Origin of the sequence: Klebsiella sp. S69, assembly GCF_016516145.1 — a bacterium.
Classification (GTDB): Bacteria; Pseudomonadota; Gammaproteobacteria; order Enterobacterales; family Enterobacteriaceae; genus Klebsiella; species Klebsiella oxytoca.
Window position 1 is genome coordinate 143058 of the sequence record NZ_JACVUU010000002.1, and the last position, 21880, is coordinate 164937.

Below are 21880 nucleotides of genomic sequence, written 5' to 3' on the forward strand. Positions count from 1 at the left end.
AGATAAAGTTAATAGCCCGGAATTATGGTTCTTATATTATTAAATTAAATTAATTACATCTAACTAATATTGATTAATGCATTATTGATATCAGTATTAACTGGTATGTCACTGGTATTGATATTAATTGGTGTTGGCTACCAATGTCATTGGTATCGTACATTATCAATGTGGTGTTGCATTGATTTTTATAGAGCTATAAGTACTGCTATTTCATATGATGTTAACCCAGGTATTGTCACTATCGTAATGGTATGCCGGTTATCAATGATAAGGTTGTAGTAATACAGAGACAGGATATTTATGGACATTATCACCGACAGTTATCTGGATTTTGAGTCAAGCAGTATGCATGATGCTGACCATGATACTACATTTATTATTACTGAAGACTGGGATATCGTGCAGACACAACGCCAGCTGCTTTCTGTGTTAAATAAACTGGTCAATGCTGACACTGAAATATTCAGGCTTACGAAATCCGGGCGTTATAATAAAACAGGTTATTTGCTTCAGGAAGCCTTCAGCGCACTGGCTGAACTGGAGGGCTGTATCAGTGAGTGTCAGCAGTTACACCCCACGATACAGCTCTTCAGTACGATCCTTAAAGCCTCCGGTCTGACTGCGCTACCCGAGTCCGGTGATGATGTAATCAACAGCCTGTTGAAACGGTTTCGGGAAGAAGCACAATCAGTGGCCCATAAGCGACGGCTACGTAACTTCCAGCGGGCAGCCAGTAAAAACCTGGCGGGTGCATTATCTTATGTAGACAACCTGTTTGAGCATCATGCCCGTTTGCTGGTCGTCCGTGTTGATTTGTCCTGGCAGAAGGACATGGTCAGGCATAAAACCATTTCTGCAGACCTGGTCCGACTGCATCGCAGGCGCTTGTTTAAGCGGGTACAGTCACTCCCTTTGTTTAAGCACTGTCTGGGGTATATCTGGAAACTTGAATACGGGCAGTACAAAGGATTTCACTACCATACGTGCTTTTTCTTTGACGGGAGTCAGGTCAGGGGGGATGTCACACTGGCCCGATGCATTGGAGAATACTGGAAAAGGGAAATCACAGCCGGTCAGGGGCTGTACTTTAACTGCAATGCGATAGCGAGTACTTACGCTCAGTCAGGCATCGGTGACATTCATTACACAGACCTGGCGAAGCGTAAGGTATTACAGAAGGTTATCACTTATATCGCCAAAGTTGATACCGCTGTGCGTTTGAATTTACCGGAGGGGGCGAGGACATTCGGGCGTGGCGAATGTATTGTACAGATCGGAGAAAAACGGGGGCGTTCACGCTCAGGTAAATAATGAGGGAGATAAAGATACCTATAACCTACAATTTAGCGCATCATTCATCACTCTCCAACCTGTTCTTACCACAAGGAAAGTAGCAAGGATTCGATCACATTGATGCTGCTCCCTGAAAATTAGCTCTGAATTTAAAACAAACACTTAAAAATTTGCTAAATTATTGGCTGAAGAAGCGCACTCTACTATTATAGGAAAGACGTTAGGAAACATACTGGCAGATCAGTAGTAAACGCGTCTCTGCATGGAAAAACCAGCTCGCATGTCGGGATTGTGGGGTCACTCCAAGCCCTGTCTACGGATGTCCACAACGATGCGGCGCTTTATATTTACACACTGCTTTGATAGTTTAGGCATTCTACACACAGTAAGGATGCCTATTCGTGAAAAGAGATATCCGATCAATAAATTTCAATCTCATTAAACTTGACCAAGAAAATGTCAGGTTTGGTGGCGATATTGCACAAAATCAACGTGAAGCTATTGAGTTGATGCTTGCAGACCCTGAAGATGCAAAGAAAATTCTAAAATTGGCAGAGCACATTGCTCTTTATGGTCTTGATCCCACAGAATTACAGCTTGTAACTCCTGATCATGAGGGAAACTACATCGTGCTTGAAGGAAACAGGCGATTAACTGCGTTGAAGTTGTTACAACGTCCAGATTTGTGCACACAAGAAAAATACTACAGAGATTTTCTGGCTGCCCATAATGAAATTGTAAGGAACTTCCCTAACGAAATCGAATGTAGTGTAGTTGCTACTAGAGAAGATGGTGATGTTTGGATAGAGCTGAAACATACTGGTCAAAACGGTGGCGCTGGACGTGTACCGTGGGATAGTGATATTCGTGATGAGCGCCGAGCAAGGCAAACTGGTGTTGAATCTATAGGGCGACAAATACGAGAGATTGTCCGAGATAATCCTGCAATATTTAATGAAATAGCCATCAGCGACATTTATCAAATCCCTGTAACTACACTCACACGTCTTTTTGCTTCTAAAAGGGCTCAGGATGCCTTTGCAGTATTTATCAACGGGGAGCAGGTCATCGTTTCATCGGAGTTAAGAATGTTATGGATGAGTTCCTCACATTCCAGTTGCTTTTGAACTTCCAAAAGTAACTGAACGGAAAAGCGGTGTACTGGGAGTGAAGTACTCAGGATAGGTGGAGGGGCTGAGCTGATATTCGGTGAATCATATCCTCAGGAAACATAATAAATTTGTTGGAGGATCTCTAAAAGTGAATGGACAGGTTAATCGAGATATTTACACGGAAAAGCCTGAAGAATGATTTCGGAATTCTGATGCAGACCTATTGAACGTTTTCTTAAAGAGACGGGAAAAATAATGGACATCATTATAACCGACACTCCGTGCTATTTTTTCAATACTCCAGTTTGTTTGTTCAAGGAGGCAATGAGCTTCCGTCATCCTTTTATTTGTTAAATAAGCAGTGAAGCCAGTTCCTGTTAGCTCCTTAAACGTTCGGGAAAAATAAAACATGCTTAGATTTGCTTTGGCGGACATTTGTTCAAGATTGAGATTGTCAGAAAAATTCTGATTTATGTGATTGAGTATCATTTCCATTGTTGCCTGATGTCGACCCAATGTCTCCAGTTTCTGATTTTTAACAGGACTGACATTTTTTACTATACGTAAATTAAGGTAGTTCTCTATAATAAGGTTCAGGAGCTGTGCAGCAGACTTGATTTTCATCAGGCTCAGTTCAGGCACCTCATGATATAGTTCGATAAGTTTTGATTCTGTTGGTAAGTTTTTATCGTTTTCCACTATTTTTGGTAATGGTAAGTTTTCTGCAACACGTGCTTGTCCACAAGAAACAAACCCTGTCAGATTACCGTTAATGAAAATAGGAATGGAAAAATCTACGAGTCCGGCGTGACAGCGATAACATTGAATCTGTTTTGCTTTCGTACTTTCAAAACCACCACAGCGATCGCATTGTTGGCAATAGGGATGGTAAGCTGCGATTTGCCTGACTTGCTGGCAGAAAGAAGTAAAATTATACCATGGGGATATCTCTTTGCCATTCAGATCTACGGCAACAGAACCCAGACCGGTGGCATTGGCAAAGTCGTATACAATATTGTCAAGTATATCGTGGGCGTTTCTCATTTTTTACCTGGCAATAAAAGTTGTAATCCGTTAGTTATTCTTGGTTTTTCACAAAGATAAATCCATTACATTCGTGACTATATCATATAAAAATTATACTCTTTTTAAAATCGTTGTAAATTGTACTACATCACATTTTCTTGCCTGAGCTTTAAAGTATTGATTTATTGATCTGAGTCATTTTCATTGAATGACCATCATTTAGTTGGATTGATTTAAAGGGGGTTATTCTGTAATGGTAATCCAGTATCTAGGAAACGGATATGATTTATATAACATGTTCGGAGGATTGAAAATTAAAAAAGAAGCCGGAAAAAATCACGTAACTTAACAGTTTTTTCCGGCTTAAATTTTCTGATCCTGACTCTATATAATCGCTCTAAGAATAGCACGTATATCCGTATCCGATACGGTTACCGGATTGGTGGATAGACAGGCATCTTGTAAAGCGGCTGTAATCATGGCATTTTCAGCAGTCGTTACCTGTTCGCGAGTGATGTTTAATGCGCTAAGGTTGTCCGCGACATTAACCTGCTTCATGAGATTGTGCAGATGGGTGATTAGACTCGCGACACAATACTCATCCGCCGAATGGAAGTTTGCCAGGCCACACAGTTTACTTAACCGTGCATATTTTGCACGAACGGCTAAATCACGACTGTTGAACCGGATCACGTGGCACAGCAACAGCGCGTTGGCAAGTCCATGGGGTATGTGCAGTTGACCACCCAGTTGATGAGCAATGGCATGGTTCATTCCCAGCCCGGCCTGGCTGAAGGCAATACCGGCCAGCGTGGAAGCATTATGCATCCGGGTTCGAGCTTCCAGTTCATTACCGTCCCGATATACGACGGGCAGGAAACTGATGACCAGTTGTGCTGCTTTTTCTGCCAGTGCATCAGTAAAGTCCGTTGCGCCTTTGGCCACATATGCCTCAAGTGCATGCGTCAGTACGTCAAGCCCGGTATTGGCTGTTACAGCTGGTGGTACGCTTAGCACCAGTCGCGGTTCAAGAAGCGCTATATCAGGGTAAAGACTGTCATCAAACAACGGGTATTTTATTCTGCTGGCCGGATCGCTGATAACACTGGCGCTGGTGACTTCAGAACCCGTACCACTGGTAGTGGGGATTGCAACGAAGTTCTCAACCATAATGCCAAGCTTGCGGCCAAAGAAAATTATCGCCTTTGCTGAATCCAGTGCCGACCCACCGCCGAAACCGATCACTACATCCGGCTGTATCGCACTCATAGCCTCAATACCAGCCGCCACTGTAGCGATAGGCGGATCGGGGATGATATCGCTAAACAGACCGACAGTGTTGTCCTCGTGGATATTGTCGGTGACCATTTTCAGATTGGGGCTGCCAGCCAGAAAACCATCGCAGACAATCCAGATCTTTTTACCGTGGAGCGTTCTGAGCCAGGCTAAACTGTCGGCTCCGCTATATACCCGCGTTTTTACCGTGAACAGGGACATCTTCACATCCTCCACTTAGCGGATGGAAAATCCATTGGTCAGCACACAACGGCGTTTACGGGCGAAGCTCCGTGCTGATGTTGTCCCTTCGCCAGTGGGTGTCGCAATAGTAAAGGTGGTAAAACCCTCGGCACCTATGCCCAGTCCGGCATAGGAAGGGCCATTTTTCACAAATATTGAAGTCTGCATGGTCTTCGCAGCCAGGTTCAGACGGGTAACATTCTGAGAATGCATTATGGCGGTATGGTGCTGCTCGTTTTCCACCTTCAGAGCCAGTGCCAGCCCGGTCTCGAAATCGCTGACCCGTACAACAGGCAGAACTGGCATTAATTGTTCGACCATCACCAGCGGATCGTCCTGCTCCACTTCCACAATAATCAGTCGCGGTGCTGTTGATGTGTTCAGATCAGCAGCCTGCAGGATCACTGCCGGACTTTTACCTACCAGTTTCTTGTTTGCTTCTCCTTTGTCATTGATAACGACCTTGCGCAGTTTGGCAATATCACCGGGCGTTTTTACCAAGAAGGCATCGTTTTTCTGCATATTATCCATGAGGCGATCGGCGATGCTATCTACTACGATGACGCATTTTTCGGCGATACAAAGGACGTTATGATCGAAAGAGGCACCATCAACGATATCTTTGGCTGCCTTGACCGGACAGGCAGTCTCATCCACCAGTACAGGGGGGTTACCAGGGCCAGCACCGATAACTTTTTTACCGGTTTTCATGGCCATATTGACAATTGCCGGACCACCTGTGACCGCAAGCAGAGCAATGCGCGGATCTGACATCATTTCGCGAGTAGCGTCAAAGGTGGGCTCTGCTACGGTGGTAACCAGATTGCGGATCCCGCTTACCCGATAAATGATGTCTTCGATTTTTTCAATAAGCCACAAGGATACCTTTTTTGCGCCCGGATGGGGGCTGAAGTAGACAGCATTACCAGCGGCCAGCATACTGATGGTGTTGTTAATGATAGTTTCGGTCGGATTGGTGCTGGGGGCGATAGCGCCAATGACTCCGAAGGGAGATAGTTCGAATAAAACCATGCCACCATCACCAGTCAGGGCGCTTGTGGTCAAATCCTCAATCCCCGGAGTATTATTCAGTGCCGCAGTGTTTTTACTGATTTTGTCGGGTGCATTACCCATGCCGGTTTCTTCTGCGGCGCGTTCGGACATCTCTTTGATCCAGGGGGCCAGCTCTTCCTTCAGGGCTGTAATGATCCTGGTTCGAAGTGCCAGAGGTTCTGCCATGTATTTTTTATAGGCATCGTAGCTGGCAGTGATAGCATCTTCCACACGAGCGAAGATAGTGTGCTGAATGTTTCCAGGGGCAGTAGCGGTCCCTTTCAGATTATCAGCAAGAATATTGCGGATCATATTCTCCAGTTCAATGGTATTCATTTTTGACTCCCTGATTTAAGGCTGTCGACAGCCCGTAATGCAATAAGATGATTTTTTTCAGCGGATGCGCCGCTAATTCCGATCCCGCCGATCACTTTCCCCGCACAATACACGACACAGCCTCCGCGGGAGGTATCAATCCCGCCAATAACGTTATGTAGTGTGGGGTCAATGATCTGTTTATTTTCTTTAGCGAAACTTACCGCGGCTTCGGCTGCACGCCCGGCGACAGCAATATCTTCTGCCGATGTACCTGGCATGCGGTAAGTCAGAACACATTCGCCTTTTTCGTCACACAAGGTGATAACTACCATGGCGCTTTGCTGCCACGCCTCTGCCAGAACAGTATCGATAATGTTTTTCAACTGCTCTGAACTGAAAATGTGCTTACTGAAGTTTTCCGATGGCGAAAGTGACTGCGGGTACCGACGGATAACTTCGCGGACGGCCTCCTCCAGCAATATGCGATGCTCGCTGATAAGGGATGCTATATCCTGTTCTGGCATAGCTCTGTTTCTCCTGTAACAGCCGACCGGGGCTAAAACCGGTCGATGGTATCGACGATGCCGACGATGGCAAGATCAATGGCCTGATTTGGTTCCGGAAAGATCTTTCTGGCTGAAGAGCCACGGCTGACCAGAACCAGCTCACCTTCACCTGCTCCCATAGAATCCACAGCAACCTCCTGGGTGTTTTCCTGGAAAAGCGGTGTGGAGCCGTCCAGATTAACTAAAGTAACGACCATCAATTTTTTACCTGTCAGGGACGCAGATTTTTGCGTCGACACCACTGACCCTACGACTTTCGCCAGTTGCATTGCATTACTCCTGCCATATTAGTTTGATGTTCTGTCTTTCCATTACTTCCCGGGCGAGGGCGGTAATCAGCGTCTGCTTTTCCAGTAAAACCCAGCAATCGTGCCAGTGAATAACGCTGGCATAGCTGAGGCCAGCTGCAGCTGCCAGTTGCACCGGTGTACTCATATGGTCAGTGAGTGTGACCGGAAGGCGGCGTAACTCTCGCAGTGGCAGTGCGGTCAGTAATTGCTGGTGGATCTGAAGGTGTAACCTTACGCCATATGCCCATGCTTCCAGGACAGTCGCCACTGCCGGGTGGTGGTGATCATAGGCAACCAGACTCTGAATAAAAGCCAGATCAGGTAAGGGCAATATCAGTTGTGCATTATGCAAATAAACCGTTTTTGATAAGCCTGCCGCCAGCTCGGCCTGGGTCACCCGTAAACTCCGGCTTTCCCTTCCCTGTAAAAGTGTAATGACCCTTGAGACGATCATGTCCAGCATAGACACACCTGCATTAGCGTTTTGTCAGGAGAAGTCTTGCCACTGCCTGGCCTCCATCAATACCGGCAGCATTCGCTTCATCAGTATCAATATGCATTTCAAGACGCATATCCTCAGCAACCCGGATACAGACATCATCAAAAATCAGTTTTCGATCGGTGCCCTCAATCCCGACTTTCACCGTTTCTCCTTGTGTTACGCCAAATATTGCAGCGTCCAGTGGCGACATATGAATATGTCTGCGAGCGATGATTACTCCCTCGGTGAGATTAATTTCTCCGCCCTCGCTTTTGAGTGTGACAGAGACACTTCCGGTCAGATCACCTGACAGGCGGAGTGGCGCCGTCAGGCCAATTTGCCTGGCATCGGTGTACGAGATTTCCACCTGTGTTTGTCCCCGCAACGGCCCCAGTATCCGTACGTTTTTCAACTGACCTCTTGGACCGATTAAGGAAACGGTCTGCTCTGCCGCAAATTGCCCGGGCTGACCAAGGGGCTTTTTAATTTTCAGAGTCTGCCCGGGAAACAGACTCTGGTAATCTTTTTCCGACAAATGAACATGCCGGTTTGATATACCCAGCGGAATCGTTCGTTGCCGCATCTGCGCAATTACCTGACCGGTCAGTTTTGTGATCAGATCGTGATCCATTGATTTACCTCAATACCGATTTCTGATTGTGAATACATCTACTGCGTGGCTGGCCCTTATGTCGCGGACATGAAGGATCTCCACAGATTTTGCATGTCACCAGTAATTTTGCTGATATGGCGACAGCCTGTTTTGTTTCACCTGTCTGTTGGCTACCCGCATCTGCAGTTTCATCATCAGGTTTTTCCTGATAATGAAACTGATGCAGAGATATTCCGGGTTTGACCTGCTGCGCAACGGCAACGGATCTCGCTGACGCTGTCGGAATATCGTGGTCAGCAGCGATATCTCCCATGACCGGAAATGCTTTGACCGTCGCCACAGATTGTTTTTCACCATATTCAGCAGGAGGAGACTTTGCTGAAGCGTTTGGTTTACTGATTTCCCTGGCCGTTTCCACAGGATCATTGATAGCATCGACCTGAATGATATTGTCTGTGCTTCCCTCGACAGCCTCCCTGATCGGGGGGACTGCCTTTTCTGCGTCCGGATCCTCCTGAACGGATTCAGGTCCGGTTGTGGTATGGGCGGCGGATGCCGTGAGGGCAACGGCCGGGAGAGCGGTTATCTTCTGAACAGGCTCAGCTCGGGGCGGTTTAGTTGTTGAAACCAGTTCACCGGTTCCTTTTGCTGGCCGGGCGATTGTGGTGCAGGCAACAAATCCCTGGTGTGCTCTGGCTGTTTCTTCTCCGGCCGATAGAGCCGTACGCACTGCAGCAACATCGCCTGCAATTTTCACCAGCATCCAGCCAGACCCGATGGTTCTTTCCACGCCGATCAGTCTGATCTGGGCAGTTTTCGCCATCACATCAGCAACAGTTATCGCCAGAGACATACCCGAGACTTCGATAAGGCCAAGAGAATGTTGCACAAGCTCCCCCTTTTCCTTGTTAATTTTTCACTCGGCTGTTGCGGTCTGATAAACCGGCAAAAGCGTTTCCACCTCATTATGAGGACGTGGGATGACGTGAGTTGATTTCACCTGGCCCACACCGGCTGCAGCTGCGGAGCCCGCCTCCACCGAAGCTTTTACCGCACCGACATCACCTCGTACCATGACGGTAACCAGGCCGGAACCAATTTTTTCGTAACCCACCAACTGGACGTTTGCCGATTTGACCATGGCATCTGCACCTACGATGGCGCCAATCAGTCCATAGGTTTCGATCATTCCAAGCGCATTGTTCATTTCTCTTTTACTCCTTAGTTTCTTGTGTAAAGTTCATCTTCAGCTCCCGTCCCTGACGGGACGGGAGATAATTATTCCGGCAGCGACAGACTTTTTCCCTGGCCCCCCTTGCCCGGCAGAAGTGGTAACCTGGTCAGACCGCGATACAGCGCGGCGCCAAGGCAGGCTCCGAAGATCGGTGCGACGAGTGGTATAATGAAGTAGGGGAATGCACGTCCGCCTGTTAAAGCATTACTACCCCAGCCAGCCAGATAGCTGAACAGACGGGGCCCTAAATCCCTTGCCGGATTCAGCGCAAAACCCGTCAGTGCACCGATGGCAACCCCAATCAGGGCCACGGAAATCCCAATCAGTAGCGGCGCCAGCGGACCGCGAGGAACACCGTTGCCGTCGTCGGTAAGCGCCATGATCAGGCACATCAGCGTCAGCGTTCCGATGGTTTCACTGGCAAAAGCCTGAAGCAGATTAATTTCCGGATGGGGAAACGTCGTGAAAATACCCGCCTCTGCAAGGCTGTCCATGCTGCCGCGTTGAATATGGTGTGTTAGTTCATAATCAATAAACAGATTGTGGTAAAGCAGGTAGACCACCATGGCGCCGCCAAAAGCGCCCATAATCTGGCACAGGATGTAAGGTAAGACCTTATGGGCACTGAAATTGCCGAAAAGCCACAATGCGATAGTGACTGCCGGATTAAGATGCCCTCCGGATATTCCCGCAGTGAGGTAAACACCGAGTGCGACACTCAGTCCCCAGACAATACAGATCTCCCACAAACCGAAACTGGCGCCAGCCAGTTTCATCGCTGCGAGGCAACTGATACCAAGAAACAGAAAGAGTCCGGTGCCCAGAAATTCGGCAAGGCACTCCTGCTTTAATGTCGGTAAGGTTGTGTTCATAATCGTTTCCTGCAAAAGTTTAAAAAACTACCGGTTACCCACCGATGACGCAGTCGATTCCTAGGGATGTCACAATATCTTTATATTTATGCATACGACTTTCTTCCGGTGGTTTTATTTCAATCATGTCGTACGTTCTGCCAAGCAGGTTATATTTATTCTGGCCATAGTTGTGATAGGGTAATAAATGTAATCGCGATACATTTTTCATGTGCGTAACAAATCTGGCAATAGCTTCGATACTTTGTTCATCATCATTAAATCCAGGAATTACCGGGATCCGAACGGCGACATTCTTTGCCAGTTCTGAAATTGTCAGTGCATTACGTAAAACCGTCTCATTCGGATGTCCCGTAAATTCCTTATGCCGTTCACTATAAAAGGTTTTGATGTCGAGCAATACGATATCAAGCAATGGGATAACCTTTTCCAGCACGGCCCGGGAGGCTATTCCGGTGGTTTCCATCGCTGTATGCCATCCTCTGGCTTTGCAGGCGGCCAGCAATGCTGCTGCAAATGCTGGCTGAGCCAGTGCCTCGCCACCGGACAATGTAATACCTCCACCGGAGCGGCGGTAATGCGTCTCATCTTTACGCAGTTCGTCTATAACCTCCACCACCGACATTCTCTTACCTGACTGAACCATCGCACCAGCCGGGCAGGCCTCAGCGCAAGCTCCACAATGAATACAGGCATTCCGGTCAATAAGCCCTTGACGTGAGGCATCGATAGCCCCAACAGGGCAGGCGGATACGCAGCGTCCGCAATGGATACAATTGCGATCGTAGTAAAATATTTCCGGTTCAGTGTGCTGTGATTCCGGATTACTGCACCATTTACATGCCAGATAACAGCCTTTCAGGAATACAATGGTGCGTATTCCCGGGCCATCATGTAAGGAGAATTTTTGTATATTAAATACGGTGCCAGTCTGCGCGTAATCAATTTCCGCCATGTCAATACCTTTATTTCTTTTCTTCATGCTGATGTTCAGCATGTTATTGGCCGGATGTGTTTTCCTTGTCTGTAAAAACAAGGAAAATAATCATCATCAGATAATATCCTTATGTTGAAAAATCCGGCCAACTGTCAATTAAAAGACATGTTCGGTTCGCAGGATAATATCGTCCTGTACGCTTTTATCCAGTGAGACAAATTGCGCACTGTAACCCGCCACACGCACAACCAGATCACGATATTTTTCTGGTTCTTTTTGTGCTGCCAGCAGTGTATTACGGTCGATCACATTGAACTGAACATGCATGCCTTTCTGATCGAAATAACCACGCAGTAAGGCCGCCAGATGGTGTAATCCCTCATCGCCTTTCAGAGCTGCCGGATGGAATTTCTGATTAAACAGCGTGCCATTTGAGGCCAGGAAGTGATCCAGCTTGGCTACTGAGTTGGCGGCAGCGGTTGGACCTTTTGTATCCATGCCCCTGCTGGGCGACACCCCATCGGGAAGCGGCTGGCCGGCCAGACGGCCATCCGGAGTTGCCCCGACGCTCTCACCGAGAGCCACATTAGCGGATACCGGATATAAGCCAGCCTGGAATAAACCGCCACGTGGGTTGGTGTATTTTTCTACCTCGCGACAGTAAATTTCAGCACCAGTACGGGCCAGCATATCCACTTCGTCAATGTCATTACCGAACTTGGGGGCGCCATTAATGAGTAACTGACGCACTGCTGTCAGCCCGGCATCAGCCCCTTTGACAGGCTCCGGTGGGTTGCTATTGAGTGAGGTGAGTGCAAGTGCGCCGCTTTCGCCCAGCACTTTCTTCACGGCCTCAAGGACTAGTTCATAGGTTGCATCCTGTTTCGGCGCACTTTCAGTGGCTATAGTGTCAGGTTTCTCTATCCCGCCAGATACACCGAAATTGGCATCCAGTGCTTCTTTCAGATGACCCAACGATAATTGGCCTTCTTCAAATACCAGACGTTTGATAGCCATCAGCGAGTCGCCCACATTGGCAACTCCGACACCTTGGGGACCCGTGAAGTTATAATGGGCACCGCCTTCCTGAACGCTTTTACCGCGACTAATACAGTCATCCACCATACAGGACAGGAACGGCAGGGGGGCCCGATCCATATGAGCAAGGTCAACACTGTTATCGGCCATTGCCAGATGATAGACAAAATATTCGTTCTGTTTACGATAAGCTTCAATGATGTCTTCAATACTCTGGAATGAATCCAGCTCACCAGTTTTGGGGCCGAGTTGTTTATCCCCGCAGCGCCCGTTGTTCAGGGTTATTTCCAGTACCTTACTCATGTTATAGAACGCGGCGTCGTGCCAGCCTTCTGTTTTTCCCGGACGTTGAGGTTCGACGCAGCCGATGATGCCGTATTCCCGCGCATCTTCCAGGGTCAGGCCGCGGTTAATCAATGCAGGGATAACAACTTCATCGTTGTAATAGGCCGGGATCCCCATACCAAGACGACTGACTTCACAGGCTTTCAGTAACAAATCGTCCGGAGATTTTGACCAGACACGTACTGACAGTGAAGGTTCATGCAGACGAACATGGGCGGTAGCCGTCATGGCCATAAAGGACAGTCTGTTAGTGGCGTCCTGTCCGCCGCTGGTTTGACCGCCAACGATCAGGTTCTGGAACATCGGATAGCCACCAAAACCTTTGGTCGAGCCTTCATCACGAACCTTGTTAACGTCGTTGAACTTGAGCCACAGACAATCCAGCAATTCCTGCGCCTGTTCCTCGCTCAGGGAGCTGTCCTTTTCCAGGTAAGGGTACATGTACTGATCGAAACGCGCCGGGGAGATAGAATGCCCGTTGGATTCAAGTTGAATAATGGCATGGGCAAACCAGAATGACTGGCAGGCTTCATAGAAATTACTTGCACCATTTTCAGGTACTTTGTCACAGATTTCAGCAATTTTCAGCAGCTCTTTTTTACGGACTGGTGAGGCCTGTTCCGCGAGAGTACGAGCTTTAACCGCGTAACGATGAGCAAAATTGATTGCTGCGTTACAGGAAATAATGACCGCCTTGTAGAATGATTCTTTTTTCAGAAAAGCGGGGTCTTTTTTATCAGCACTGGCCATTGCGGCGGCAACATCCTGGATGATGCCTTTGTATCCACGAGCGAGAACACGCGCGTAGTCCACGGCTATATGACCGACGCCATTAAAGTAATAGTTGCCGACAGTGAAGACATTTTCTGCCATGCAATCAAGCGTTTCAGGCAACATATAGGATGTAGCCAGTTCATTCGTCGTTTTCCCTCGCCAGTAGCCAAATACGCTATCCAGCTGCTGTTTCGCTTCATCGGTTATGGTAAAACGGTCACCTTTACGCAGATTCAGACGATCGAATTCATCCTGAAGCCAGCTATTTGAGTACTCCGGGTAAATTTGTGTGGAATGAGGAGTGACCGTCAGACTACCAACGATCAGTTCACCTGCCCGGATGGTGACCGGCAATTCCGCAAGGATCTTCTCAAGCGCTTTGGCACGACGGATGATCATGGGCAGGGATTCCGTTTCCTTATAGGACTCGGTGATCAGGCGGGCACGATCCGTCTCAATGCAGGGGGTCGTATCAAGGATTTGTTCCCGTAAGGCACAAATTCGGTCAGTTGGTTCACCAAAAGCCTGTGATATTTGGCTCATTTCTTGTTCTCCACTACATGGAAATCAGATATAGGGGGTTGTGGCTGAAGGCGCTTTGCCACCCATCGTTTCCAGCAGAGTCAGACCTACATCACGTGCAGAACGCACCGCCTGGCGCACAGCACCGGAGTCACCGGAAACAATCAGAATAACTTCGTTAGTAAAGCTGGTGCCTTTTGCCGGGGAGTTGTAAGCCACCACATCCACATTGGCAGATTTAATCGCCGTGTCTGCCATCAGCACACCAATCGCTGCCGGGGCACCGACAATCACGCCACAGGCGCGTCCAAGGGGGGCGCCAAATGCTTTTTCCAGAGCGTAGCTGGCGCGTGCGGTGTACTGGAGTTCCACATGACCTGCTGCGTTGGCGTAAATGTCACCGAAAGTACGCTCAAGTTCGCCTAGCGCCACTTCCACAGCCCGTTTCACATCGGAAACATCCTGACCACCGAACAGCACCAGTGAACCGTGTCCTGCGCCGCCTTTAGTGTCGCGGGCCAGTTCAATTGCAACGACTTCAGTATTTGTGGCTTTGACAGCTTCATCAGCCGCCATGATCTGTGGGCCCGCACCAGTACGTGCACCAAGGATGCCTATTGAACGGTATTTCTTCTCCAGATGCATGGCATCCAGCAAGGCGCTGTCAACGTTGGCAATTACAAGGCCGATACTGTCGCCCGTTGCCGTCCCGACGAACTCGGTTAAACCGCAAAGTTTTCTTGGGATAGCGGGCTCCTGCTGAGATATCCCCGGCTGGGATGCGGCGGACGGGGTTTTCAAATCCCCGACTTTTCCGAGCACCTCGGCGATAATATTTTCTACGAGGTTATCGCTACTCATTGTTTAACTCCTTCAGATGGTTTAAGGCCTGCTGGCAGGAGTTTTTCAACATCAGAATGCGGACGTGGAATGACATGGGTAGCGATGACATCGCCGATCTGACGAGCAGAGGCACAACCGGCATCGGTGGCGGCTTTGACTGCACCCACATCTCCGCGTACGAGCACTGTTATCAGACCAGAACCAATTTTTTCGTAACCAATGAGCACGACATTGGCTGATTTGACCATCGCATCAGCAGCTTCTATTGCTGCAGTCAGACCTTTGGTCTCGACCATACCTAACGCTTCTTGTTGCATATTGTTCTCCTTCCGGGAGGAAATCGTCTGTGGGGGATAATTCACCCGGAAAGGGTAAGGGATTGGATTTTAAAATAATTGCGGGGATCTTTTTTTTTGAAGCATCATTATTGCGTTTTCAGGTGTTGATTTGCCATTTTTTAATGTATGTGATTGTTTTTTAAATTAAATAATATTTAACTGATGGTGTGTTCTTGCGTTGGCGAAGAAAATAATTTTAATTTATTTGTTGCATTATGTTGTCGAGTGTGGTTGCTTCTGCCCACGAGGCAGAGCTTGTATGTCCGCGGTTTAGCATAGAAAAGAGGTCTCTGATTATTTCGTAGATGTTGATATTGCCAGACCTTCTCTTTTTCATGATTGTATTATGACCAACCTTACTTGCGAATAGTGAGGCGACAGGAGGATACAAATATCAAAAAATGAATATATATAATCTTAGAGGTAATACCAAATTTAGGTAAAGTCATGAGACAAGATAATGGATGCGTGATATGCGCGGTATGCCATTGATATCTAATGATTTAATTTTATAGCAGCGTCAAAATTTATTCTTATTAAATAAATGTACCCCCAGGATCGTTTCTCAATATTTAATTTTCATGAGTGTTTAATGTTAAATAAAATATAATAATGGCCGCGTGTCAAAATACTGCTGCTGAGGATGTGTGTATATTAAGGTGATGGGGGTTTTCTAAGAAATAGAAATACTTTTTGGTATTATATAAAAATCGTCTGTGGGTAGGTCTGAATTCAGTCTGGAATTCCAATTCATGCTTTTTTATGTTTTGCGGTACATCGGAGTTACAAAAGGTTGTGCTAGCGTCACAAAACTTAAACCCTTCTCGTCACACGTATGATTTTCATTGGGGATAAATCTTTAATGAATTTCATATTGAGAGTAAGTAACAATTTAATAAAACAGGTGTTGTTTATGGAGTTGAATTTTTTATGAAGAAATGATGGAGGCTCCCCCGATGACAGGGGAGCTCCAAGTTTTTGTGTTTTATTATTAAGCCAATATTCCAGCCCAGTAACCCAGAATACCGAATGCAAAAATAAGCATAATCAATAGTAGGGGACTCAGTTTCTTCCTGAGCAATCTTGCAACTAACAATGTAAGAGCCAAAGGAAGCATTCCCGGAAGTAACTGATCGAAGATGTTCTGCAGCGTTGTTACTGTGACATGGCCATCTGCCTGTGTGACACGGGATACAACAATCGGTACATTAATTGTCGTCCACTTACAAACCAGGGCGCCAATAACGAACAGTCCCAGAATTGATGCACCTTCTGTCAGTTTCTGAAGGCGATCCCCACCCAAATCCTTAAGAATTTCTCTTCCTTTCTGGTATCCGTAATTTAAACCATAGTATTTCAGTGCTAAACGGATTGCGTTGAACAATACAAAAAAAATGATTGGGCCAAGGATATTTCCGGTTAACGCAAGAGAGGCTCCCAGGGCAGCAAGAACGGGTCTGATAGTCCCCCAAAAAATAGGATCTCCAACACCTGCGAAGGGACCCATCAAACCGATTTTTACACCACTGATACTATTCCCTTCAATCTGTGCACCGTTTGCTTTTTCCTCTTCCATCGCCGCCGCAACACCCAATATGGGGGAGGCGCAGTAGGGCTGAGTATTAAACCACTCCAGATGTCTTTTAAGAGCTTCTATTCTTTCCGGACCCGGCGCATACAACCGTTTTATGGCAGGAATCATGATATAGCAAATACCCAGATTCTGTACACGTTCAAAGTTTGCTGAAGCCAGAAGGACGTTTGATCTTAAAAACATACTGCTAAGGTCGCCAGAGGTAAGGCGTTTATTTTCGGTAACAGTAGTGTCTTTATTGGTATTATCGATTGACATGATTGGCTCCTCAGGAATCGAGATCGTCTTCATCAGACAAGGTTGCTTTCGATGGGCTACTTACCGCTTTACTGGCCGCAGAAAATCTTGGATTTACCTGAAGGTAAATAATGGCGGCAACTAACCCCATCCCTCCAAGTCCAACCAGATTGAAATTGGTGAAAGCCGCAATCAGAAAACCCGCAAACAGGAATGGCATCAAATGTCTGACATTCATCATATTGACAACCATTGCATAACCCACAACGACAACAATGCCACCTCCGATCTGGAGACCTTTTGTGACGACTTCCGGGATACTGTTGAGAACGTTCTGAACGGTGGTAACATCAAGCATCAGTACGGCCAGCGTGGGGAGTGCAACGCGTAATGCCTGTAATGACAGCGCACTGATATGCATGAACTCGATACCTCGAATATTGCCGGACTCGGCATAGGTATCTGCCTTGTGGACAAAGAATACCGCTATCGTTCTGATAAAAATAGTTAAGACCTGACCTGCTGCTGCCAGGGCGACTGCGATGGCAATACCTTGCCCAATGCCCTGATGGGTCGTAATGACGAGGATAGTTGAAATGACGGAAGCAATGGCGGTATCTGGCGCCATTGCAAGCCCGACGTTCATCCAGCCCAGGGCCATCATTTCAAGTGTACCGCCTAAGATAATACCGGTTTTAATATCACCCAGAACGATCCCGACCAGCGTACAAACCACAAGTGGGCGGTGGGTCTGAGCTTCGTCCAGCACACTCCCTATCCCCGCTAAAGCAGCTACCATGACCAGTGCAATAATTTGATATGTTTCCATGTCATTTAACCTTCATTATTCAATTTTAGAATAAAAATCAACCGCGGAATCAGAGGGTAATTGCCGTAGTTCAAGCTGAACACCTTTCTCATGCAGTTTTTTAAACGCCGCGATGTCTTCAGGAGTTGCGCTGACGGATTTCGTGAGTTGTTTACGACCCTCTTCATAAATCATTCCTCCAATATTTACTGAAGGAATTTTAACTCCGCCCTCAACAAGATGAAGAACATCTGTTGGATTACCAAATAAAAGAAAAGCGGTAACACCTTCATAACGTTCACTGTGATATGCTTTTATCATCTTTTCAACGGTGACCACGCTGGCCTTCATGTGGCTGGGAGCAACAGAGAGTAGCAGCGACTTACGTAACTCGTCGTTAGCCACCTTATCTGAAACGACAATAATTCGCTCTGCCGGATAGTCTTTTACCCAGCGAGTCACAACCTGGCCATGAATGTATCGGTCATCAATTCTGGAAATTAAGATATTCATATTATAAATCTTCCTCCTGGTTATTAAATTCCATGTCCTGGTTCATACTCAATATTCCGGCTATACCGGAATTTTTGGCGATATCAGCAAGGTCAGAGAAATTTTGCACCGTATTTCTGTCCATAAAACAATCAATTAACATTGGGATATTTACCCCACTCACTACATCAGAGTGATTTTGTTCTGAACTTACGAGCATTGCGGCATTGAACGGACTGCCACCAAATACATCTACAAGGAACAAAACACCATTATCTGTGTTTAACGGGGGCAGTGACTGTCTGATCTTAATGGCGAGAGAATCAACATTTTCGCCAGGGAAAAAATCCAGTACGGCCAGATTCTCCTGCTGACCAACGATCATCTCTGCCGTTTTGCAAAGAGGCGCGGCACTCGAACCATGGGTAATGACGACAATAGCTATTTCCATCTTCGTTCCTTTGAGGTTTCTTCATCCCTGTAAGTAATGCAAAGAGAGGGCCAGTTTTGTGCTTTAATAAATTATGCAATAAATCAGTGGGTTACAAGAAGAAAAACAGAAAGTTGATGAGATGAAACACAACCAGATACGCAGGTCAGGAGACTGTACCTGCGTACCGGGATATGTTCTAAAGGTCAGGGGCTTCAGAAGAGGAATTATTTTTGCTGCTGTGTAATTCATCAATCATTTCGATGACGAAAGCGAGTTCGGTATCATTAAGCCGGAGGCCTATTTTTTGTTCAAACAATGAAGAAGCTGTTTTATATTCGGCAAGTCTTTCCTGGAGGGATGCCGGGACCGTGGAGGTAAGTTGTGTATTCAATATCACTCTTTCCAGAGCATTAGCCACATGTAATCCAAGGCTAATTTTGAGGGCGGTGGAAAAATTTTTGCATTCTATTTTTTCGATACACTGTATGAAATCAATAATGATATCCACGACTTTATGAGGGTTTAAAAAAGTCATGACTTCGCGTAATGACTCATGCAGTACGTTACGAATCATTGTAGGTTGCCTTTGTATATGATGGATAAGCTCACCAGTATTCATCAGTGATTTTATCGTTGACTCGCCCTCCGCTGTAAATATTTGCTCCAAAGAAACAAAGGGAGCGTTATATTCTGGATCCTTAATCCCGATGGTAAATATCACATTGTATTTTTTAAGAATATCTGTTTTTCTGAGATTTGCATTAGCCAGAGACAAAGTGATGACTTGTATGTCACTATCACCCGACTCTTCCAGAATATCTTCAACAAGCTTTTTCAGCTTAACAGCGGTCCCGACACCACTTGAACAGATAGCGACAATCGCTCTGGCTTTTTCGGAGCTAAAGGGCGTGGTGAGAGTGACACTTGCGGGAATTGTATGAGTAATGTCATAACCACGGAAATTTTGCAATGAAGTATAAACATCATTAAGTTCTGAACCATTTAACGTGGCTTTCCTGACTGCTTCGATAAGCAACGGTGTTGAAACCATAGGGATGGTACGGATTTTAATTCCGGTATCATGAGTTATCATGTCTCCAAAATTAACCAGAGACCCCATATCAACCAGTAAAAGGACACCTTTATTATTGCTGATTTTTTGGATTTTATTCTTTACCAGTTCCAGAGCAACATCCGGGCTCATATCGAGAGGCATATCAACAGCATACACTTCTTTTTCATCGAGAAGTTCCTTGACCACGTTAACCATGCTTGTCGCGGTGGTGGAACCATGCATAATAACCAGTACTGATACGTGTTCGGAGAAACTATCTGATCTGAGTGCATTAATCAGTAGGGCAATATAGCAAACTTCATTTTTGTGGACTGTTATATGGTATTCGAATTCAATGTATTCAACAACTTCTCGGGCGCAATTTTGAATATTGATAGGGATTTGATCGTACGTATTCTGAAACGTAAGGGGGCGATAGTCTTTTTTCTGACGCGATTCCATGTATGCACTCAGATGCAGGCTAAACGCGACCAGAAAACGATCGTCGAAAAACTGATTTAACCTTGCAGATACCATCTGGCGAACATTCTCAGCTGAGTGCAGTAAGTCCGGACTGACCAGTCGTAACAGTTTTTCTCGTGATGATTCACTGTTGTTGAATTTTTTAGTAATTAATGACAGGCTTTGTTCAATGTCAATAGTGATATATTTGAAAGCATCTTCTTTAGAAACTCCCAGATGAGTCAGAGTCTCATTCTTTTCTTCAATGATACGATATAAATTAAACTTCAGTTCATACTCATCATTAATATGTTGTGGTGGTGTATCAATGTATTTAATTTCAATGTCAATCTGATCATTTATCAGCCTTGTAAGCTCCCGGGTTTCGTCAGATGTCCGGTTGAGTTCATAAATCCCCTTTTTTAGGTGGAAAGGCAGATCCTCGAAATTGATATGTAATCTTTCTTCATTGATTGCACGCATAAACACATTTGCACAAATCAGTTGAATATTGGATTTCATTTGGCCGACGTTACCGGTTCGAGTGTTGCCTATGATGGATTTTAAAGAGGCAGAGTCGATGGTGATAGGTTTGTTGACACGCAGTGCTTCTTGTTTCAGCAAAGCACATGAGAGCTCAAATTTCTCTTGTGCGCTTCTGGCATGTAAGGCTGGGAGAGTTATGATTGCCGGCAATCTACGTACAAATGTTTTTAATAATGCTGATTCAGGATCCTCAGTAGTTGCACAGATAAACCGGAATCTTGATGTTCTGGTTCTTTCCGTTTCGCCAAGACGTGAAAAATTTCCGCTGTCCAGAGTGTAAAAAACCATCTCCTGGCCTTCTGGGGGTAATCGATGGATTTCATCGAGGAAAAGGACGCCACCGTTAGCTTTTTCGATTAACCCCTCCTTATCCGAAGTGGCGCCAGTAAATGCCCCTTTGATGTGGCCGAATAAATGGCTTATCAGAAGCTGAGGGTTATTATAATAATCAGCACAGTTAAACAGGATAAAATCGCCGTTAATTAAATCTTCGTCCCTGGCAAAATCATACATAAGCCGGGCGAAAAGACTTTTTCCCACCCCTGTCGCACCGATAATGAGTGTAGGTAAGCCATAGGGTGGGTACATTACCGCTGCTTTTGCCTGCTCAACCGGTGTTTTAAGACTTTGATCGCATCCTATCATTTCGGAAAAAACATCGTTTCCGGACACTGACTTACCGGGAGGAGGAATAATATCATGCTTCTTCAGCATTTCATTAATATCATGGTAAATCGCGGTTCCTTCTATACTTACGCCAAATAAATTTTCAACTTTTTGTTTATCGATAAACCTGACCGGACGTTTTTTTATTTTGACAACCAGACCATCCTCTGCCAGTTTATTCAGATCAAAGCTGACATTACTGCGCAGATAACCCAGAGCCTCACTGAGTTCCTCTGTCGTTATCCCCTGTGTTTCCAGAATTTTCTTCTTGTCCAACCCTTCAGATAATGAAATCAGTAACTGATGTATTTTATTGATTCTTTTCATTTTTATTCACTTCAGATGTTTTTGTTGTGTAGGGGGTATGACTGGGTAAAGTTACGGTACTACATTACGGCATTAGCTTTAAAGA

The 21880-nt window shown here is 46.1% G+C and carries 21 protein-coding genes; 2 read left to right on the forward strand and 19 right to left on the reverse strand.

Annotation, left to right across the window (positions count from 1 at the left end; all coding sequences use genetic code 11):
- Nucleotides 1–303 precede the first annotated feature (303 nt).
- Both IAE27_RS02955 and IAE27_RS02960 read left to right on the forward strand, forming a co-directional pair.
- The gene (locus IAE27_RS02955) at nucleotides 304–1314 is read left to right on the forward strand and encodes an inovirus-type Gp2 protein (RefSeq protein WP_200091763.1); all 1011 of its coding nucleotides are present in this window, start codon (nucleotides 304–306) and stop codon (nucleotides 1312–1314) included.
- A gap of 383 nt (nucleotides 1315–1697) precedes the next feature.
- Complete coding sequence (locus IAE27_RS02960) at nucleotides 1698–2423, forward strand: ParB/Srx family N-terminal domain-containing protein (RefSeq protein ID WP_200091765.1); 726 nt, start codon at nucleotides 1698–1700, stop codon at nucleotides 2421–2423.
- Between the two features lie 159 nt (nucleotides 2424–2582).
- On the opposite strand, the gene IAE27_RS02965 is transcribed toward IAE27_RS02960, so the two are convergent.
- The 19 genes from IAE27_RS02965 to IAE27_RS03055 all read right to left on the reverse strand — a co-directional run bounded on the left by IAE27_RS02965 (nucleotide 2583) and on the right by IAE27_RS03055 (nucleotide 21795).
- On the reverse strand, nucleotides 2583–3452 hold the full coding sequence (locus IAE27_RS02965; RefSeq protein WP_200091767.1) for a PocR ligand-binding domain-containing protein: 870 nt from the start codon (nucleotides 3450–3452) through the stop codon (nucleotides 2583–2585).
- Between the two features lie 366 nt (nucleotides 3453–3818).
- Nucleotides 3819–4931, reverse strand: coding sequence for a 1-propanol dehydrogenase PduQ (locus IAE27_RS02970; RefSeq protein WP_200091769.1), 1113 nt, complete (start codon nucleotides 4929–4931; stop codon nucleotides 3819–3821).
- 15 nt (nucleotides 4932–4946) lie between these two features.
- The gene (locus tag IAE27_RS02975) at nucleotides 4947–6341 is read right to left on the reverse strand and encodes an aldehyde dehydrogenase family protein (protein ID WP_109240477.1); all 1395 of its coding nucleotides are present in this window, start codon (nucleotides 6339–6341) and stop codon (nucleotides 4947–4949) included.
- Nucleotides 6338–6847: a heme-binding protein gene (locus IAE27_RS02980; protein ID WP_011787811.1), complete on the reverse strand. Its 510-nt coding sequence runs from the start codon at nucleotides 6845–6847 to the stop codon at nucleotides 6338–6340. The genes IAE27_RS02975 and IAE27_RS02980 overlap by 4 nt, the downstream gene beginning before the upstream one ends.
- Nucleotides 6848–6879: 32 nt before the next feature.
- On the reverse strand, nucleotides 6880–7158 hold the full coding sequence (locus tag IAE27_RS02985) for a EutN/CcmL family microcompartment protein (RefSeq protein ID WP_011918378.1): 279 nt from the start codon (nucleotides 7156–7158) through the stop codon (nucleotides 6880–6882).
- A 4-nt stretch (nucleotides 7159–7162) separates the two neighbouring features.
- On the reverse strand, nucleotides 7163–7642 hold the full coding sequence (pduM, locus tag IAE27_RS02990) for a microcompartment protein PduM (protein ID WP_109240478.1): 480 nt from the start codon (nucleotides 7640–7642) through the stop codon (nucleotides 7163–7165).
- Between the two features lie 13 nt (nucleotides 7643–7655).
- Nucleotides 7656–8291, reverse strand: a complete 636-nt coding sequence (locus tag IAE27_RS02995) for a phosphate propanoyltransferase (protein ID WP_109240479.1) — start codon at nucleotides 8289–8291, stop codon at nucleotides 7656–7658.
- A 4-nt stretch (nucleotides 8292–8295) separates the two neighbouring features.
- Complete coding sequence (locus IAE27_RS03000; RefSeq protein ID WP_109240480.1) at nucleotides 8296–9162, reverse strand: BMC domain-containing protein; 867 nt, start codon at nucleotides 9160–9162, stop codon at nucleotides 8296–8298.
- A gap of 27 nt (nucleotides 9163–9189) precedes the next feature.
- Complete coding sequence (locus IAE27_RS03005; RefSeq protein WP_011787816.1) at nucleotides 9190–9480, reverse strand: BMC domain-containing protein; 291 nt, start codon at nucleotides 9478–9480, stop codon at nucleotides 9190–9192.
- Between the two features lie 71 nt (nucleotides 9481–9551).
- A complete protein-coding gene (locus tag IAE27_RS03010) occupies nucleotides 9552–10379 on the reverse strand; it encodes an MIP/aquaporin family protein (RefSeq protein ID WP_109240481.1) in 828 nt (275 codons plus the stop codon).
- 34 nt (nucleotides 10380–10413) lie between these two features.
- Nucleotides 10414–11334, reverse strand: coding sequence for a glycyl-radical enzyme activating protein (locus tag IAE27_RS03015; RefSeq protein WP_109240536.1), 921 nt, complete (start codon nucleotides 11332–11334; stop codon nucleotides 10414–10416).
- Between the two features lie 138 nt (nucleotides 11335–11472).
- Entirely contained in the window at nucleotides 11473–14016 is a 2544-nt protein-coding gene (locus tag IAE27_RS03020) for a glycyl radical protein (RefSeq protein ID WP_109240482.1), read from the reverse strand.
- Nucleotides 14017–14040: 24 nt separating this feature from the next.
- Entirely contained in the window at nucleotides 14041–14856 is an 816-nt protein-coding gene (pduB, locus tag IAE27_RS03025) for a propanediol utilization microcompartment protein PduB (RefSeq protein ID WP_011787820.1), read from the reverse strand.
- Complete coding sequence (gene pduA / locus IAE27_RS03030) at nucleotides 14853–15155, reverse strand: propanediol utilization microcompartment protein PduA (protein WP_011918380.1); 303 nt, start codon at nucleotides 15153–15155, stop codon at nucleotides 14853–14855. The genes pduB and pduA overlap by 4 nt, the downstream gene beginning before the upstream one ends.
- A 1012-nt stretch (nucleotides 15156–16167) precedes the next feature.
- Entirely contained in the window at nucleotides 16168–17028 is an 861-nt protein-coding gene (locus IAE27_RS03035; RefSeq protein WP_109240483.1) for a mannose/fructose/sorbose PTS transporter subunit IID, read from the reverse strand.
- A gap of 10 nt (nucleotides 17029–17038) precedes the next feature.
- Entirely contained in the window at nucleotides 17039–17836 is a 798-nt protein-coding gene (locus IAE27_RS03040; protein WP_011787823.1) for a PTS mannose/fructose/sorbose transporter subunit IIC, read from the reverse strand.
- Nucleotides 17837–17851: 15 nt separating this feature from the next.
- Complete coding sequence (locus IAE27_RS03045; RefSeq protein WP_109240484.1) at nucleotides 17852–18328, reverse strand: PTS system mannose/fructose/N-acetylgalactosamine-transporter subunit IIB; 477 nt, start codon at nucleotides 18326–18328, stop codon at nucleotides 17852–17854.
- Nucleotide 18329: 1 nt separating this feature from the next.
- Nucleotides 18330–18758, reverse strand: a complete 429-nt coding sequence (locus tag IAE27_RS03050) for a mannose/fructose/sorbose PTS transporter subunit IIA (RefSeq protein WP_109240485.1) — start codon at nucleotides 18756–18758, stop codon at nucleotides 18330–18332.
- A 178-nt stretch (nucleotides 18759–18936) separates the two neighbouring features.
- A complete protein-coding gene (locus IAE27_RS03055) occupies nucleotides 18937–21795 on the reverse strand; it encodes a sigma-54-dependent transcriptional regulator (protein ID WP_109240486.1) in 2859 nt (952 codons plus the stop codon).
- Nucleotides 21796–21880 lie beyond the last annotated feature (85 nt).

What these genes read in the sequence shown, in the direction of transcription:
- IAE27_RS02970 (WP_200091769.1), bottom strand. Translation starts at nt 4,931, where the DNA reads ATGTCCCTGTTCACGGTAAAAACGCGGGTATATAGCGGAGCCGACAGT.
- IAE27_RS03015 (WP_109240536.1), bottom strand. Translation starts at nt 11,334, where the DNA reads ATGGCGGAAATTGATTACGCGCAGACTGGCACCGTATTTAATATACAA.
- IAE27_RS02965 (WP_200091767.1), bottom strand. Translation starts at nt 3,452, where the DNA reads ATGAGAAACGCCCACGATATACTTGACAATATTGTATACGACTTTGCC.
- IAE27_RS03055 (WP_109240486.1), bottom strand. Translation starts at nt 21,795, where the DNA reads ATGAAAAGAATCAATAAAATACATCAGTTACTGATTTCATTATCTGAA.
- pduA (WP_011918380.1), bottom strand. Translation starts at nt 15,155, where the DNA reads ATGCAACAAGAAGCGTTAGGTATGGTCGAGACCAAAGGTCTGACTGCA.
- IAE27_RS03005 (WP_011787816.1), bottom strand. Translation starts at nt 9,480, where the DNA reads ATGAACAATGCGCTTGGAATGATCGAAACCTATGGACTGATTGGCGCC.
- IAE27_RS03020 (WP_109240482.1), bottom strand. Translation starts at nt 14,016, where the DNA reads ATGAGCCAAATATCACAGGCTTTTGGTGAACCAACTGACCGAATTTGT.
- IAE27_RS03040 (WP_011787823.1), bottom strand. Translation starts at nt 17,836, where the DNA reads ATGGAAACATATCAAATTATTGCACTGGTCATGGTAGCTGCTTTAGCG.
- pduB (WP_011787820.1), bottom strand. Translation starts at nt 14,856, where the DNA reads ATGAGTAGCGATAACCTCGTAGAAAATATTATCGCCGAGGTGCTCGGA.
- IAE27_RS03010 (WP_109240481.1), bottom strand. Translation starts at nt 10,379, where the DNA reads ATGAACACAACCTTACCGACATTAAAGCAGGAGTGCCTTGCCGAATTT.
- IAE27_RS02980 (WP_011787811.1), bottom strand. Translation starts at nt 6,847, where the DNA reads ATGCCAGAACAGGATATAGCATCCCTTATCAGCGAGCATCGCATATTG.
- IAE27_RS02955 (WP_200091763.1), top strand. Translation starts at nt 304, where the DNA reads ATGGACATTATCACCGACAGTTATCTGGATTTTGAGTCAAGCAGTATG.
- IAE27_RS03050 (WP_109240485.1), bottom strand. Translation starts at nt 18,758, where the DNA reads ATGGAAATAGCTATTGTCGTCATTACCCATGGTTCGAGTGCCGCGCCT.
- IAE27_RS02985 (WP_011918378.1), bottom strand. Translation starts at nt 7,158, where the DNA reads ATGCAACTGGCGAAAGTCGTAGGGTCAGTGGTGTCGACGCAAAAATCT.
- pduM (WP_109240478.1), bottom strand. Translation starts at nt 7,642, where the DNA reads ATGCTGGACATGATCGTCTCAAGGGTCATTACACTTTTACAGGGAAGG.
- IAE27_RS03045 (WP_109240484.1), bottom strand. Translation starts at nt 18,328, where the DNA reads ATGAATATCTTAATTTCCAGAATTGATGACCGATACATTCATGGCCAG.
- IAE27_RS02975 (WP_109240477.1), bottom strand. Translation starts at nt 6,341, where the DNA reads ATGAATACCATTGAACTGGAGAATATGATCCGCAATATTCTTGCTGAT.
- IAE27_RS02995 (WP_109240479.1), bottom strand. Translation starts at nt 8,291, where the DNA reads ATGGATCACGATCTGATCACAAAACTGACCGGTCAGGTAATTGCGCAG.
- IAE27_RS03035 (WP_109240483.1), bottom strand. Translation starts at nt 17,028, where the DNA reads ATGTCAATCGATAATACCAATAAAGACACTACTGTTACCGAAAATAAA.